Here is a 14,579-nt window from a genome sequence, read left to right as displayed (position 1 = left end):
AGCTCTACTGGCTTAAATCGGCACACTGTTGAGTTCTCAAACAACACACGCACATCCGAATCAACCGCCAAACAAGGCGACCTCATCCGAGGCTGATATTGCTCTAAGCTTTTTCTCGATCTTCGAGGTCGCCCACTCTACCACCACCGGTGGGAGCTTGGTTCGCGGCCCCTCTGTGGCCTGCGCTCGTTCCGGTTTCTCCGGCCCGTGTCGCGCTGACAGGAAGAAAGTTACACGCCCGGAAACCCGGGGTCAAATCGCACCCCCAAGTGCCCGCCGCGAGCGGAAACCGCAGGTCACCGCCCCTACGCCGGGGTCCTAGACCAACGTAACCCACCCGATCGGCCGTGTGAATGTGACCGCGATCACGTCAACTTTCTGGACTGAATCCGGTACGGCCCTCTGACCTGCGAAAACAGCCGTGGCCGCCGATCCCGAGGGATCGACGGCCACGGCAGGACCACCCAGACGGGCTCACACCCGCACTTCGACCCCCGCGGTGTTGCGCTTGCCGCGGCGCAGGACAAGCCACTTGCCGTGCAGCAGCTCCTCCTTCGACGGGGTCCACGCCTCGTCGGCGACCTTGGTGTTGTTCACGTAGGCGCCGCCCTCGTTGACCGTGCGCCGGGCGGCGCCGCGGCTCTCGGCCAGGCCCGCGGCGACGAGCAGGTCGACGATGGTGGGCTCGTCGGCGAGCCTGACCTCGCCGGTGGGGGCCTCGGCCATGGCCGCGTCGAGGGTCGACAGGTCCAGGTCGGCGAGGTCGCCCCGGCCGAAGAGAGCCTGGCTCGCGGTCACGACCTGGTTGGTCTCCCGCTGCCCGTGCACCAGCGTCGTGAACTCCTCGGCCAGGCGCTTCTGGGCCGCGCGCAGGTGCGGCCGCTCGGCGGTGTCGCGTTCCAGCGCGTCGATCTCTTCGCGATCCAGGAAGGTGAACAGCCGCAGGTAGCGGATGACGTCGGCGTCGCCCACGTTCACGAAGTACTGGTACCAGGCGTACGGCGAGGTCATCTCCGGGTCGAGCCAGACGTTGCCGCCGCCGGTCGACTTGCCGAACTTGCGTCCCTCGGCGTCGGTTACCAGCGGGGCGGTAAGCGCGTGCACCGACGCGCCGTCGACTTTCCGGACCAAGTCCACGCCGCCGATGATGTTGCCCCACTGGTCGGAGCCGCCTACCTGGAGCTTGCACCCGTGCGCGCGGTGCAGGCGCAGGTAGTCCTGAGACTGGAGCAGCAGGTAGCTGAACTCGGTGTAAGACATGCCGTCGGATTCAAGACGGCGCTTGACCGTCTCGCGCGCCAGCATCACGTTGACCGAGAAGTGCTTACCGACGTCCCGTAGGAAGTCGAGGACGGGCATGTCCCGGGTCCAGTCGAGGTTGTTGACCACGACCGCGCCGGTGGGCGAGGAGTCGAAGTCGACAAACCGCTCTAGCTGGCCGCGGATGCGGTTCGCCCACTCGGCGACGACGTCGGTGGTGTTGAGCACGCGCTCGCCGGTGTCGCGCGGGTCGCCGATCATGCCGGTGGCGCCGCCCGCGAGGACGATCGGCCGGTGACCGGCGCGCTGGAAGCGGCGCAGCATCAGCAGCGGGACCAGGTTGCCCGCGTGCAGGCTTGGCGCGGTGGGGTCGAAACCGGCATAGAGGGTGAGTGGGCCCGAATCGAGATCCTTGCGCAGCGCGTCGAGGTCGGTGGATTGCGCGATCAGGCCGCGCCAGGACAGCTCATCGAGGATGTGTTCACTCACGGCCCCCATCTTCCCCCGCCCGCACCGGGCCCGACCACCGGGTTTGGGGTCACCTCGTCAGGTTGGGCGCGTCCCGGACGATTCCGCGCTTACCGCCGCGTCGGTAGGCGCTGACTGCCGGGGAACCGTCTATCCAGAAACGCCAAGGGGTGTCGGCCGCTACCGCCACGCCGACTCGCGGGCCGACGCGGACAGAGTTGGGTGGGACGGGGTCGCCCGCGAGGAGGCGCACCGGTGAGGCGGGGTCGGTGAGGTCGACGCCGTTGTGGTGGCGGTGCAGGCCTAGCACGCCGGTGAGCTTGGCCGGGCCCCTGGCCAGGTCGGCCGCGGACCGGGACGCGGGGCGGCGGCGGTGGGCGAGGTCGTGTCCGGCGACGACCTCGCCCGCCCGCACCAGGACCGCGCCGGGCACGCCGTCGGTCAGCGAGACCACGTTCGCGCAGAAGTGCATCCCGTAGACGAAGTACACGTACAGGTGGCCCGCGGGTCCGAACATGACCTCGTTGCGCGGCGTCTGCCCCCGGTAGCAGTGGGAGGCGGGGTCGTCGCCGCCCCGGTAAGCCTCGACCTCGACTATCCGGACCTGGACACGGCCCTCGGGGCTGTCGGATTCGAGAGTCGCGCCCAGGAGGATCTTGGCCGCGTCCACCGGGTCGACAGCTAGTTCGGCACGGGTCATCAGCCGCACGGCGCGACCGCCTTTCCGGCGAGCGTGGTTACTTCCGGATGACCTGCTCCGACCACGCCCGGTACTCCTCGATTCGCCGCACGACCCGGTCCCGCTGCTCCGCCACCCGCGACGGCGCGGTGCCACCGTACGCGTCGCGGGAGGCGATGGAACCGGCGACCGTGAGCACTTCGCGCACGCGCGCGGTGAGCGCGGGGTTGACCTCGGCCAACTCGGCGTCGGTCAGCTCGTCGAGGCCGACGCCGCGCGCCTCGGCGCGGCGCACGCAGTCGCCCGCCGCCTCGTGCGCGATCCGGAACGGCACGCCTTCGCGGACCAGCCACTCGGCGATGTCGGTGGCGAGGGTGAACCCGGCGGGGGCGAGCGCGGCGAGCCGCTCGGTGTCGAAAGTGAGCGTGGAGAGCATTCCGGCGAGCGCGGGCAGCAGGAGTTCGAGCTGGGCGACCGAGTCGAACACCGGCTCCTTGTCCTCTTGCAGGTCGCGGTTGTACGCCAGCGGCTGCGCCTTCAGAGTGGCGAGGAGGCCGGTGAGGTTGCCGATGAGCCTCCCGGACTTGCCGCGCGCCAGTTCGGCCACGTCGGGGTTCTTCTTCTGCGGCATGATCGAGCTGCCGGTGGCCCACGCGTCGTCCAGCGTGGCGTAGGAGAACTCCGCCGTGGTCCAGATGATGACCTCTTCGGCGATCCGGGACAGGTTGACGCCGAGCATGGCGACCACGAAGGCGAACTCGGCGGCGAAGTCGCGGGAGGCGGTGCCGTCGATGGAGTTCTCTGCGGGGGCGTCGAAGCCGAGTTCCTCGGCGATCGCGGCCGGGTCGAGGCCCAGCGACGACCCGGCGAGCGCGCCGGACCCGTACGGCGAGACCGCGGCGCGGGCGTCCCAGTCACGCAGCCGGTCGACGTCGCGCAGCAGCGCTTGGACGTGGGCGAGCAGGTGGTGGGCGAGCAGCACCGGCTGGGCGTGCTGCAGGTGGGTGCGGCCGGGCATCGTGGCGTTGGGGTGCAGCTGCGCCTGGAACAGCAGTGCCTCGACCACGTCGAGGGTGCCGCCCGCGACGACCCGGGCGGCGTCGCGCAGGTACATCCGGAACAGCGTCGCGATCTGGTCGTTGCGGGAGCGACCGGCGCGCAGCTTGCCGCCGAGGTCGGCTCCGGCGCGCTCGATGAGGCCGCGTTCCAGGGCGGTGTGCACGTCCTCGTCGGCGACGACGGGCGTGAACGCGCCGGAGACCACGTCGGCCTCCAAGACGTCCAGCGCGGCGAGCATGCCGCGCAGCTCGTCGTCGGTGAGCAGTCCCGCGCGGTTGAGGACTCGGGCGTGGGCCCGGGACCCGGCGATGTCATAGCGCGCCAGCCGCCAGTCGAAATGGGTCGACAGGCTCAGCACCGCCATGGCCTCGGCGGGTCCGGAGCTGAACCGCCCACCCCACAGCGCGGTGGGTCCCTGCTCGGTCACGAGTGTCCTCTCTCGACAATGTGGTGCAAACAATGTGGTGCGACGGAAAAACAGTACTTTATTCGGATTTCGCGGCGTCGGAGTTGGTGCGCGCGGCCATCGCCATGAAGCGGTTGGCCATCTGCTGCCCGGTCACCGGCTCCCGGCAGATCACCATCACGGTGTCGTCGCCCGCGATCGTGCCGACGATGTCGATGAGGGCGGCCCGGTCGATCGCGCTGGCCAGGAACTGCGCCGCCCCGGGCGGGGTGCGCAGGACGGTCAGGTTGCCTGAGCAGTCCGCGGAGACCAGCAGCTCGCTGAGCAGCCGGGTCAGCCGGGAGGTGCCGCCCTGCACGCCGCGGACGGGGTTGCCGTCCTCGGGGATGACGTAGACCGCGGCCCCGCCGTCGGCTCCGCGCAGCTTGACCGCGCCGAGTTCGTCCAGGTCGCGCGACAGGGTGGCCTGGGTGGTCTCGATGCCCTCGGCGCCGAGCAGGGTCGCCAGTTCGGTCTGGCTGCGGACGGCGCGCTCGGAGACCAGCTCCACGATGCGTGCCTGGCGGGCGGCTCGGGTGGTGGCCGAGGCGGTCATGACCGGGCCACCAACCAGGCGAGCAGGGCCTTCTGCGAGTGCAGCCGGTTCTCCGCCTCGTCCCACACGGCGCTGGCCGGGCCGTCAAGCACCTCGTCGGTGATCTCCCAGCCGCGGTGGGCGGGCAGGCAGTGCAGCACGATCGCGCCCGGCGCGGCCCGCTCCAGCAGCTCGGCGTTGACCTGGAGCTTGCGGAAGGAGCTGACCCGGTCGCGGCCGTCGTTCTCCTGGCCCATGGACGTCCAGGTGTCGGTGACCAGCACGTCGGCTCCGTCGACCGCGGCGTGCGGGTCGGTGAGGACGGTGACGCTGCCGCCGGTCTCGGCGGCGCGGTGCTTGGCGTCGAGGACGACGTCGGGCTGCGGCAGGAAGCCTTCGGGGGCGACCACGCGCACGTGCATCCCGGCGGTGGCGCCGCCGAGGATCAGCGAGTGGGCCATGTTGTTCGCGCCGTCGCCGAGGTAGGTGGCGGTGACGCCCGCGGTGGTGCCGTGGCGCTCCTCGATGGTCTGCAGGTCGGCGAGGACCTGGCAGGGGTGGAACTCGTCGGTGAGCGCGTTGATCACCGGGACCCTGGACGCCGAGGCCATCGCCTCGATGCGCTTCTGGGCGTAGGTGCGCCAGACGACGACGTCGACGTAGCGGGACAGGACCCGGGAGGTGTCCTCGATGGTCTCCTCGCGGCCGAGCTGCATGGTGCGGCCGTCGACGATGATCGGCTGGCCGCCGAGCTGGGCGACGCCGACCTCGAAGGACAGGCGGGTGCGGGTCGAGTTCTTCTCGAAGATCGCGGCGACGGACTTGCCGTCGAGCGGCCGCTGCGACAGCGGAGCCGCCTTGAGTGCCTTGGCGAGGTCGAGGACCTCCCGCTGCTCGGCGGGGGTGAGGTCGTCGTCGCGCAGAAAGTGCCGGACCATGGCTCAGGGCTCCTGTGCGGTGTCGAGGATCGCGGGCAGCGCGGCGACGAACTCGCTCGCCTGTTCCTCGGTGAGGATCAGCGGCGGGGCGAGCCGCAGCGCGTCGGGCTGGACGTTGTTGACCAGGTATCCGGCCTTGGCCGCCGCGGCGGCGATGGCGGCGGAGACCGGCGCGGTGAGCGCGACGCCGAGCAGCAGGCCCGCGCCGCGCACGCCCGCGACCAGCGGGTGGTCGAGCTGCTCGATGCCCGCGGCGAGGTCCTTGCCGAGCGCGGCGACGTGCTGGAGCAGGCCGTCGGCGGCGATGGTGCGCAGCACCGCGAGGCCCGCGGCCGCGCTGACCGGGTTGCCGCCGAAGGTGGTGCCGTGGTGGCCGGGGGCGAACAGTTCGGCCGCGGCGCCGACCGCGACGCAGGCGCCCAGCGGCAGGCCGCCGCCGAGCCCCTTGGCCAGGGTGAACACGTCCGGGGTGATGCCCGCCTGCTGGAAGGCGAACCAGCTGCCGAGTCTGCCGATGCCGGTCTGCACCTCATCGAGGACGAGCAGCGCGCCCGCCGCGGCGGTGATCTCGCGGGCGGCCTGGAGGTAGCCGTCCGGGGCGGGGACGACGCCGCCCTCGCCGAGGACCGGTTCGAGGAACACCGCGGCGGTGTCACTGTCCACAGCGGACCGCAGGGCTTCGGTGTCGCCGAACGGGATGTGCGTGACGCCCGGGGTGAGCGGCTCGAACGGGGTGCGCTTGGGCGGCTGGCCGGTGAGCGCGAGCGCGCCCATGGTGCGGCCGTGGAAGGCGCCTTCGGTGGCGATGACCTTGCTACGTCCGGTGAGCCGGGTCAGTTTGAACGCGGCCTCATTGGCTTCGGCTCCGGAGTTGCAGAACAGCACCTTGGCGTTGCCCGCGAGCCCGGCCACGTCGAGCAGGGCGTCGGCCAGCTCGACCGCGACCGGGTTGACGTAGAGGTTGGACGTGTGGCCGAGGGTGGCCACCTGCGCGGTGACCGCCTCGACCACGGCCGGGTGCGCGTGGCCGAGCGCGTTGGTGGCGATGCCCCCGACCAGGTCGAGGTAGCGGTTGCCGTCGGCGTCCCAGACGTGCGCGCCCTCGCCGCGCACAAGGGTGATCGCGGGCGTGCCGTAGTTGTCCATCAGCGCGGCCCGCCACCGCCGCTGTCCGTCCACATTGGACGTGATCATGATTCTTCCCCCTCATCCGGCAGCACCATGGTGCCGACGCCGCCGCTGGTGAACACTTCGAGCAGCACCGAGTGCGCGAGCCTGCCGTCGATGACGTGCGCGCGCGGGACTCCGCCGGTGACCGCGCGCAGGCACGCCTCCATCTTCGGGACCATGCCGCTTTCCAAGTCTGGCAACAGTTTCGCCAGGTCGCTGGCGCGGATCTCGTGCAGCAGCGAGGAACGGTCCGGCCAGTCCGCGTACAGGCCCTCGACGTCGGTGAGGACGACGAGCTTGCGGGCTTCGAGCGCGATGGCGAGCGCGGCGGCCGCGGTGTCGGCGTTGACGTTGTGCGTGCGGCCGTCGCGGTCGGCGGCCACAGTGGACACAACGGGAATGCGGCCCGCGCGGACGATGTCGAGCACCGCGGCGGGGTTGACGGCCACGACGTCGCCGACCAGGCCGAGATCGACCTCTTCGCCGTCGACCGTCGCGGTGCGGCGCTCGGCGGTGAACAGGTGCGCGTCCTCGCCGGAGATGCCGACCGCGTGCGGGCCGTGCTCGTTGATCAGGCCGACGAGTTCGCGGCTGACCTGCCCGGTGAGGACCATGCGGACGACGTCCATGGTCTCCGGCGTGGTCACCCGCAGGCCCGCCTTGAATTCGCCGGGGATGCCGAGCCTGCTGAGCATGGCGCTGATCTGCGGGCCGCCGCCGTGCACGACGACCGGGCGCAGACCGGCGAGCCGCAGGAACACCATGTCCTCGGCGAACGCGCGCTTGAGCGTGTCGTCGATCATGGCGTTGCCGCCGTACTTGACCACGACGAGCGCGCCGTGGAACCGCCGCAGCCAGGGCAGCGCCTCGACCAGGACGGCAGCCTTCTCCGCTGCCCCGTTCGCCCCGGTCATGACGAGTACGCGCTGTTCTCTTCGACGTAGCCGTGCGAGAGGTCGGTGGTGAGGATGGTGCCCACTCCTTCGCCCGCGTGGAGATCGATCTCCACCAGGATGTCGCGGCCGCTCAGGTCCGCCTCGGACCGGTGGGCCGCGCGGGCCCCCGCTCGGCAGACGGCGGCGCCGTTGACGGTGATGTCCAGTTTGTGCTGGTCGAACTCGGTGGGCGCGTTGCCCACGGCCATCGCGATGCGGCCCCAGTTGGGGTCGCCCGCGAAGAACGCGGTCTTGCACAGGTTGTCCTGGGCGACCGCGCGAGCGGCGGCGACGGCTTGCGCGTCGGTGGCCGCGCCGCGCACGGTGACCGTGACGTGCTTGGTGACGCCCTCGGCGTCGGCCTGGAGCTGGGCGACGAGATCGGCGCAGACGGCGGTCACCGCGGCGGCGAAGTCCTCGGGGTCGGCCTCGACGCCGGACGCGCCGGAGGCCAGCAGCAGCACGGTGTCGTTGGTGGAGGTGCCGCCGTCGACGTCGAGCCGGTTGAAGGTGGACTCGACGGCCGCGCGCAGCGCGCTGTCCACAGTGGACTTGTCGGTCACGGCATCGGTGGTGATGACGCTAAGCATGGTCGCCATGTTGGGCGCGCACATTCCCGCGCCCTTGGCGAAGCCGCCGACGGTCCAGCCGCCCGCGTGGGTGAGCGCGGCCTGCTTGGCGACGGTGTCGGTGGTCATCACCGCGGTCGCGGCGGCCAGGCTCGCCTCGGCACCGCGGCCGAGTTCCTTGGCCGCGAGGTCGACGCCCGCCAGGACGGCGTTCATGGGCAGGCGTTCGCCGATGAGCCCGGTGGAGCACACCGCGACGTCGATCGCGCCGATGCCGAGCACGTCGGCGACCTTCTCGGCGGTGGCGTGGGTGTCCTGGAAGCCCGCGGGGCCGGTGCAGGCGTTGGCTCCGCCGGAGTTGAGCACGACGGCCCGCAGCGAGCCGGTGGTCAGCACCTGCTGGGACCACTGCACCGGCGCGGCCTTGACCTTGTTGCGGGTGAACACGCCCGCGGCGGCGGTCGACGGGCCGTCGTTGACGACGAGCGTGAGGTCGGGTTTGCCGTTGGGCTTGATGCCCGCGGCGACCCCGGCCGCCCGGAACCCCTGGGGCGCGGTGACGCCCTGGTCGCGGTCGATCACGGCGCGACCCCCACGGTGGACAGGCCCGCGGTCTCCGGCAGGCCCAGCGCGATGTTCATCGACTGCACGGCCGCGCCCGCGGTGCCCTTGGTCAGGTTGTCGACGGCGGCGACGACCACCAGGCGGCCCAGGTCGGCGTCAACGGTCACCTGAAGCTGCACGGCGTTGGAGCCCAGCACGGCCGCGGTCGTGGGCCACTGCCCCTCGGGCAGCAGGTGGACGAACGGCTCGTCGGCGTAGGCCTTCTCGTAGACCGACCGGGGGTCGTCGGAGCCGGTGAGCCGGGCGCTGCACGTGGCGAGGATGCCGCGCGGCAGCGGGGCCAGCACCGGGGTGAACGACACCGCGACCCGCTTGCCCGCGACGGCGCTGAGGTTCTGGGTGATCTCCGGGGTGTGCCGGTGCGCGCCGCCGACGCCGTAGGCGCTGAGCGAGCCCATCACCTCGGAGCCGAGCAGGTGCGGCTTGAGGCTCTTGCCCGCGCCCGAAGTGCCTGACACCGCGACGACGACGACCTCCGGCTCGACCAGGCCGTGCCGCACGGCGGGGGCGAGGGCGAGGGTGCTGACGGTCGGGTAGCAGCCGGGGACCGCGATCCGGGTCGCGGACCGCAGGGTGTCGCGGGCTCCGGGCAGCTCGGGCAGGCCGTAGGGCCAGTGGCCCGCGTGCTCGCCGCCGTACCAGCGGTCCCAGTCGGCGGGGTCGGCCAGCCGGTGGTCGGCGCCGCAGTCGACGACCAGGGTGCCGGGCGCCAACTGGGCGGCGATGGCCGCGGAGTGCCCGTGCGGCAGGGCGAGGAAGACGACGTCGTGGCCGTCGAGGGTCGCCGCGGTGGTCTCGGCCAGCACGCGGTCGGCCAGCGGGAGCAGGTGCGGCTGGTGCTCCCCGAGTCGGGTACCGGCGTTGCCCCCAGCGGTGAGCGCGCCGATCTCGACGTCGGGATGGGCGAGCAGCAGCCGGAGCAGCTCGCCTCCGGCGTATCCGCTGGCGCCCGCGACCGCGATCCGAATCGTCATGTGGATGATTATGCACTGTCGTGCAAACTCACTCAACCGGGTATCGGGGAAGCGCCTCGCCCCGAGCCCACGCTACCTGCCTTTTCGGTGATTCCCGGCGAATGGCGGACTTCCGGGACGAAGGCCACGTGTGACGCTCGGCCCGGTCTCGGGAAGCCGGGGTATCGTGGCCGAGATGATCAACCAGTGCCGCCCCGCTCGATGAGCGGCCCCCGCCCGGTGGTCGGCGTCGGCGCCGTCCTGCTCGATTCGGCGGACCGGGTCCTGCTCGGCCGCCGGGTGAAGGCCGGAGAGCCGGAGACCTGGTGCCTGCCCGGCGGGCACGTCGAGGCGGGCGAGACGTTCGAGTCCGCCGCGGCCCGTGAGGCCGACGAGGAAGCCGGGCTCACGGTGGGCGATCCCTCGGTGTTCGCGCTCGCGGTGCGGCTGGGCGGCAGCGGCGTCACCGTGGGGGTGGCCGGGCGCGGCGGCGGGACGCCGGTCGTGCGGGAGCCGCACGTGTTCGCGGAGTGGGCCTGGGTCGCGCGGGACGGGCTGCCCGCTCCCCTCTATCCGGCGTCGGCGATCCTGCTGGCGCTGTGGTGGGGAAAGCCCGCGCCACGCGGTTGGTCGGCGCACCGGGTCAGTCCGGTTTAAGCGCGTTCGCCCAGGTGAGGCCAGCTTCCCAGGGGTCGGCTGCCGAAGAGTCGGGAGAAGAACCGCCATCCAATGGCCACACCCGCCCGGGGTAGCTCGTCCGACTGAATGGCATACCGCTTCGCCTACTGGTGCCCTTCCATGGGAGGGCAGGTCCGTCGTGGGGGTGGACCTGTTGAGCCCATAAGGGGAAACCATGAGAACGATCCATCAACTCAGTGCGATCACCGCTGCCCTGGTCACCTCGGCGGGGCTGCTGCTCGGCGGGGCGGGCACGGCGGGCGCGGAGCCCGCGATCGTGGCCGTGGACGGCACGGACCCGATCGCGACCGGCTGCGCGGCGGACGCGATCACCGCCCGGGACGCCTACGGCACCATCGGCGGCGTCGTCCGGGTGTACGTCGAACTGCGGTACAGCCCGCGCTGCCGGACGGCGTGGGCCAGGGTGACCACGCAGAACATGCCCAACTGCGTGCCGGGCGCCGACTACTGCGGCGGCGCGACCGTCCACCGCAACAGCGACGGCCGCGAGTACGGCTGCGTGACGCCGGGCGGCGGGCGCGGCTGCTACACGCCGCAGGTCAACGACGCGGGCGTCACCTCGTACGCGCGGGGGCACGCGGACTACGGCGCGAACACCGCCTACGCGACCACCGGCTCGTACTGACCCGAACCGCGCCAGGCCCGGTGAGCCGCCGGGCCTGGCGCTGTCACGTCACTGCGCGGTGACGGTGTCCACGAGGTCGAGCAGCGGGCCCCACGGCTGCTCGCTGGGGCCGTCGGCGATGTGGACGCCCGCGTGCAGCAGCGTCTCCAGGTGGTTCTCCCAGCGCGGGTGGGCGCGCTGGGCCAGGTCGGCCTGCGGGCGGACGATCACCGGGACGCCGGGTGTGCCCATCGCCTCGACCAGGGCGGTGATGGCCTGGTTGTCGGCGATGCCCAGGGCGAGCTTGGCCAGCGAGTTCGCGGTGGCGGGCACGAACAGGAAGACGTCCGGGATCGGGTACGGCTTGGGCTCGGCGGGCAGCCGGGACGCGCTGCGGACCGGCAGGTCGGTCAGCGACTGCAACCGCGCGGTCTCCCCCGCCGCCGCCATCCACCGCCCGGCGGTGGGGGTGAAGGTGATCGCGAGCCGCCAGCCCCGGCGCGCGGCCGGGACGGCGAGTTCGACCCGCAGCCGGTGGTCGAGGCCGCCGCCCGCCGAGCTGACCAGGCCCAGGACGCCCCGGCTCATCGCCGCAGAAGCGCGCAGAACATGGCGTCGGTGCCGTGGCGGTGCGGCCAGAGTTGCGCGTAGGGGCCGTCGCCGAGACCGGGCACGCCGGGGAAGAACTCGCGCGCGTCGATCGGGGTGGCGCCGGTCTTGCGGACCACGTCGGCCACCACGCCCTCGGTCTCCGACAGGTGCGGCGAGCACACCACGTACGCCACGACCCCGCCGGGACGCACCAGGCCGAGCGCGCTGACCAGCAGCTCGCGTTGCAGCTTGGTCAGGTCGCCGACGTCGCCGGGCTGCCGCCGCCAGCGCGCCTCCGGCCTGCGCCGCAGCGCGCCGAGACCGGTGCACGGGGCGTCGACCAGCACCCGGTCGTATCCGCCCGGCAGACCGGGGTCGCGGCCGTCTGCGACGTGCACAGTGACCGGCAGGCCCCAGGTGATCTGCTCGACCAGCTTCGCGCGGTGCGGGGCCTGCTCGACCGCGTCGAGAGTGCCGCCGTTGAGTGCGGCGAGCGCGCCCAGCAGGGTCGCCTTGCCGCCGGGGCCCGCGCACAGGTCGAGCCAGCGCTCGTCGGGGCCCTCGATCTCCGGCCGGGTCAGCGCGAGCGCGCAGAGCTGGCTGCCCTCGTCCTGGACGTTGGCCAGCCGCTCGCGGACCGGCTCCAGGTCGCCGGGGTCGCCCGCCCCCGCGTCCAGCCGCACGCCGTAGGGCGAGTAGGGGGCCGGGTCGCCGCCGGTCATCGCGGCCAGCTCGTCCGCGCTGACCTCGCCGGGGCGGGCGACGAGGTGCACGGTCGGGCGCTCGTCGTCGGCGCGCAGCGCGTCGGCCAGTTCGTCGCCGGTGGTGCCGAGGGCGTCGGCGAACGCGCGGGCGATCCAGCGCGGGTGCGAAGTGCGGGCGGCGAGGTTGCCGACCGGGTCTTCTTCCGCGTCCGGGGCGAGCTGGTCGAGCCAGGCGGTCTCGTCGCGCTCGGCGACCCGGCGCAGCACCGCGTTGGCGAACCCGGTGACCCGCGAGCCGAAGTCGCGGCGCACCAGGTCCACCGTGGACGCCACCGCGGCGTGCGACGGGATGCGGGTGCGCAGAAGCTGGTAGGCGCCCAGGCGCAGGGCGTCGAGCAGCGCGGGCTCGATCTTGGACAGCGGCCGGTCGGCGCACTCGGCGATGATCTGGTCGAGCAGGCCCAAGGCGCGGGAGGTGCCGTAGGTCAGCTCAGTGGCCAGCGCGGCGTCGCGGCCGGAGATCTTGCGCTCGCGCAGCAGCTTGGGCAGCACCAGGTTGGCGTAGGCGTCCTCAGCGCGGACCGCGCGCAGGACGTCGAGCGCGGCCCGGCGCGCCGGGTCGTCCGCCGGTGGGCGCGCGGGCCCGTCCGGCCGCTTCGGCGGGTGCGACCGCTGCGGCCGCGAGGGTCGGTGCGAGCGCTTGCCGGGCTGGGTCACGTGAGCCGCTCCCCCGCCTCGATGCGCGTGCCGCGGGCCCAGTCGGTGGCCTGCATTCGTTTCTTGCCCTGCGCCTGCACCTCGCCGAGACGGACGGGCCAGGTCGCCGTGCCCACCAGGACACGCTTGCGTTCCACCAGCAACTCACCAGGTTCGAGATCGTTCTCGGACTCGGCCCGGGACACCGGGCCGAGCTTGACGCGTTCACCGCGGAACTCCGCCCACGCGCCGGGTTCCGGCGTCACCGCGCGAATCCGGCGGTCGACAGCGAGGCCAGGCGCGGTGAAGTCGACGCGGGCGTCCTCCACGCTGATCTTGGGCGCGAAGCTGACCCCGTCCGCTGGCTGCTCGACGGCGGTCAGCGAGCCGTCGGCTATTCCGTCCACAGTGGAGCGCAACAGGCCAGCGCCCGCCTCGGCGAGCCGGTCGAGCAGCGCGCCAGCGGTGTCGTCGGGGCGGATCGACTCGGTCAGCACACCGAACACCGGGCCAGCGTCGAGCTCCTTGACGATCCGGAACGTGCTGGCCCCGGTGATCTCGTCGCCGTGCCACACCGCCGCCTGCACCGGGGCCGCGCCACGCCACGCGGGCAGCACCGAGAAGTGCAGATTGACCCAGCCGTGCCGGGGGATGTCGAGGGCGGACTGCGGCAGGATCGCGCCGTAGGCCACGACCGGGCAGCAGTCCGGGGCGATCTCCCGCAGCCGCATCTGGAAGTCCGGATCGGACGCCTTCGCCGGGGTCAGCACCTCGATGCCGTGCTCGTCGGCGAGCGCGCCTACCGGGGAGCGCACCACATGCCTGCCCCGGCCAGCCGGGGCGTCGGGGCGGGTGACGACGGCGGCCACCTCGTGGTCGGAGTCGAGCAAAGCGCGCAGCGAGGGCAGAGCGACCTCAGGGGTGCCCGCGAAGACCAAGCGCATCAGCGGGCTCCGAAGAGGGGGTGGGGGCTCTGCTTGATGGTGGGGGTGGCGCCGGTGAACCACGGGGCACGGCGGATCTCGCGCATGGCCTGTTTGCGGGTCTCGTCATCGAGGCGGTCGAGGAACAGGACGCCGTCGAGGTGGTCGGTCTCGTGCTGGATGCAGCGGGCCAGGAGATCCGAGCCTTGGATCTCGACCGGCTCGCCGTGCATGTTCCAGCCTCGGGCCACGACGTTGCGGTGCCTGCGGCAGTCCCAGTACATGCCGGGGATGGAGAGGCAGCCCTCTTGACCGTCTTGGATCTCTTCGTCCACGGCTGTCCAGACGGGGTTGACCAGGTGGCCTGCGGCGCCGTCGCAGTGGTAGGTGAAGACTCTGAGTCCTACGCCTAGTTGGGGGGCCGCCAAGCCCGCGCCGCCCTGGGCTTCCATGGTGTCCCAGAGGTCGCGGACCAGGTTTCGCAGTTCGCGGTCGAAGTCGGTGACCTCGGCGGCGGGGGTGCGCAGCACTGGGTCTCCGAATAGCCGGATCTGCTGGACGGTCACAGGGGTCCTTTCTCGCTGTGCCGTGCAGTCTATGCGGGGCTTTCTGGGGCTTGGTCGGGTGGTTGCGCTGGTGGGGCTGGATCGGGTGGAGTGGTTTCTTCGGGGCCCCTACGAAGGAAGATCGCCGTGTGAAAGACGGGTGGGAAGCCTACGGCCTCACA

General features: G+C 72.2%; 15 protein-coding genes. 2 read left to right on the top strand and 13 right to left on the bottom strand.

Annotated features, from left to right (window positions below):
* Positions 1-474 precede the first annotated feature (474 nt).
* From tyrS to argC, 9 genes are read right to left on the bottom strand one after another with little or no spacing between them, the layout of a single operon-like run.
* Positions 475-1,749 (bottom strand): tyrosine--tRNA ligase, encoded by a 1,275-nt coding sequence (tyrS, locus tag ACZ6SD_RS32045; RefSeq protein ID WP_465320768.1) that lies wholly within the window; start codon positions 1,747-1,749, stop codon positions 475-477.
* A gap of 49 nt (positions 1,750-1,798) precedes the next feature.
* Entirely contained in the window at positions 1,799-2,428 is a 630-nt protein-coding gene (locus tag ACZ6SD_RS32040) for a DNA-3-methyladenine glycosylase (protein ID WP_465320767.1), read from the bottom strand.
* Positions 2,429-2,465: 37 nt separating this feature from the next.
* Positions 2,466-3,893: an argininosuccinate lyase gene (argH, locus tag ACZ6SD_RS32035; RefSeq protein WP_465320766.1), complete on the bottom strand. Its 1,428-nt coding sequence runs from the start codon at positions 3,891-3,893 to the stop codon at positions 2,466-2,468.
* Between the two features lie 58 nt (positions 3,894-3,951).
* Entirely contained in the window at positions 3,952-4,467 is a 516-nt protein-coding gene (locus tag ACZ6SD_RS32030) for an arginine repressor (protein ID WP_465320765.1), read from the bottom strand.
* Complete coding sequence (gene argF, locus ACZ6SD_RS32025; protein ID WP_465320764.1) at positions 4,464-5,384, bottom strand: ornithine carbamoyltransferase; 921 nt, start codon at positions 5,382-5,384, stop codon at positions 4,464-4,466. Before argF ends, ACZ6SD_RS32030 begins: the two co-directional genes overlap by 4 nt.
* A 3-nt stretch (positions 5,385-5,387) precedes the next feature.
* On the bottom strand, positions 5,388-6,578 hold the full coding sequence (locus tag ACZ6SD_RS32020; protein ID WP_465320763.1) for an acetylornithine transaminase: 1,191 nt from the start codon (positions 6,576-6,578) through the stop codon (positions 5,388-5,390).
* A complete protein-coding gene (argB, locus tag ACZ6SD_RS32015; RefSeq protein ID WP_465320762.1) occupies positions 6,575-7,468 on the bottom strand; it encodes an acetylglutamate kinase in 894 nt (297 codons plus the stop codon). The genes ACZ6SD_RS32020 and argB overlap by 4 nt, the downstream gene beginning before the upstream one ends.
* Positions 7,465-8,637 (bottom strand): bifunctional glutamate N-acetyltransferase/amino-acid acetyltransferase ArgJ, encoded by a 1,173-nt coding sequence (gene argJ, locus ACZ6SD_RS32010; protein ID WP_465320769.1) that lies wholly within the window; start codon positions 8,635-8,637, stop codon positions 7,465-7,467. The genes argB and argJ overlap by 4 nt, the downstream gene beginning before the upstream one ends.
* The gene (gene argC / locus ACZ6SD_RS32005) at positions 8,637-9,656 is read right to left on the bottom strand and encodes an N-acetyl-gamma-glutamyl-phosphate reductase (RefSeq protein WP_465320761.1); all 1,020 of its coding nucleotides are present in this window, start codon (positions 9,654-9,656) and stop codon (positions 8,637-8,639) included. Before argC ends, argJ begins: the two co-directional genes overlap by 1 nt.
* A gap of 186 nt (positions 9,657-9,842) precedes the next feature.
* On the opposite strand from argC, the gene ACZ6SD_RS32000 reads away from it, so the two are divergent.
* Both ACZ6SD_RS32000 and ACZ6SD_RS31995 read left to right on the top strand, forming a co-directional pair.
* A complete protein-coding gene (locus ACZ6SD_RS32000; RefSeq protein WP_465320760.1) occupies positions 9,843-10,292 on the top strand; it encodes an NUDIX domain-containing protein in 450 nt (149 codons plus the stop codon).
* Positions 10,293-10,488: 196 nt separating this feature from the next.
* Entirely contained in the window at positions 10,489-10,959 is a 471-nt protein-coding gene (locus ACZ6SD_RS31995) for a DUF2690 domain-containing protein (RefSeq protein ID WP_465320759.1), read from the top strand.
* Positions 10,960-11,007: 48 nt separating this feature from the next.
* Here the strand turns inward: ACZ6SD_RS31995 and ACZ6SD_RS31990 are convergent, their stop codons facing one another.
* The 4 genes from ACZ6SD_RS31990 to def are packed head-to-tail and all read right to left on the bottom strand — an operon-like array spanning position 11,008 to position 14,418.
* The gene (locus ACZ6SD_RS31990) at positions 11,008-11,526 is read right to left on the bottom strand and encodes a flavoprotein (protein WP_465320758.1); all 519 of its coding nucleotides are present in this window, start codon (positions 11,524-11,526) and stop codon (positions 11,008-11,010) included.
* Entirely contained in the window at positions 11,523-12,950 is a 1,428-nt protein-coding gene (locus ACZ6SD_RS31985; protein WP_465320757.1) for an RsmB/NOP family class I SAM-dependent RNA methyltransferase, read from the bottom strand. Before ACZ6SD_RS31985 ends, ACZ6SD_RS31990 begins: the two co-directional genes overlap by 4 nt.
* On the bottom strand, positions 12,947-13,873 hold the full coding sequence (fmt, locus tag ACZ6SD_RS31980; RefSeq protein WP_465320756.1) for a methionyl-tRNA formyltransferase: 927 nt from the start codon (positions 13,871-13,873) through the stop codon (positions 12,947-12,949). The genes ACZ6SD_RS31985 and fmt overlap by 4 nt, the downstream gene beginning before the upstream one ends.
* Positions 13,873-14,418 (bottom strand): peptide deformylase, encoded by a 546-nt coding sequence (def, locus tag ACZ6SD_RS31975; RefSeq protein ID WP_465320755.1) that lies wholly within the window; start codon positions 14,416-14,418, stop codon positions 13,873-13,875. Before def ends, fmt begins: the two co-directional genes overlap by 1 nt.
* Between the last annotated feature and the right edge of the window lie 161 nt (positions 14,419-14,579).

It is taken from the genome of Actinokineospora sp. NPDC051303, assembly GCF_055586285.1.
The sequence above is the reverse complement of the archived record's forward strand: the minus strand, read 5'-3'. Positions and strand labels throughout refer to the sequence as shown.

Coding starts and splice junctions, on each gene's coding strand:
- ACZ6SD_RS32030 (WP_465320765.1), bottom strand. CDS start 4,467: ATGACCGCCTCGGCCACCACCCGAGCCGCCCGCCAGGCACGCATCGTG.
- argB (WP_465320762.1), bottom strand. CDS start 7,468: ATGACCGGGGCGAACGGGGCAGCGGAGAAGGCTGCCGTCCTGGTCGAG.
- fmt (WP_465320756.1), bottom strand. CDS start 13,873: ATGCGCTTGGTCTTCGCGGGCACCCCTGAGGTCGCTCTGCCCTCGCTG.
- ACZ6SD_RS31990 (WP_465320758.1), bottom strand. CDS start 11,526: ATGAGCCGGGGCGTCCTGGGCCTGGTCAGCTCGGCGGGCGGCGGCCTC.
- argF (WP_465320764.1), bottom strand. CDS start 5,384: ATGGTCCGGCACTTTCTGCGCGACGACGACCTCACCCCCGCCGAGCAG.
- ACZ6SD_RS32020 (WP_465320763.1), bottom strand. CDS start 6,578: ATGATCACGTCCAATGTGGACGGACAGCGGCGGTGGCGGGCCGCGCTG.
- argC (WP_465320761.1), bottom strand. CDS start 9,656: ATGACGATTCGGATCGCGGTCGCGGGCGCCAGCGGATACGCCGGAGGC.
- ACZ6SD_RS32040 (WP_465320767.1), bottom strand. CDS start 2,428: ATGACCCGTGCCGAACTAGCTGTCGACCCGGTGGACGCGGCCAAGATC.
- ACZ6SD_RS31995 (WP_465320759.1), top strand. CDS start 10,489: ATGAGAACGATCCATCAACTCAGTGCGATCACCGCTGCCCTGGTCACC.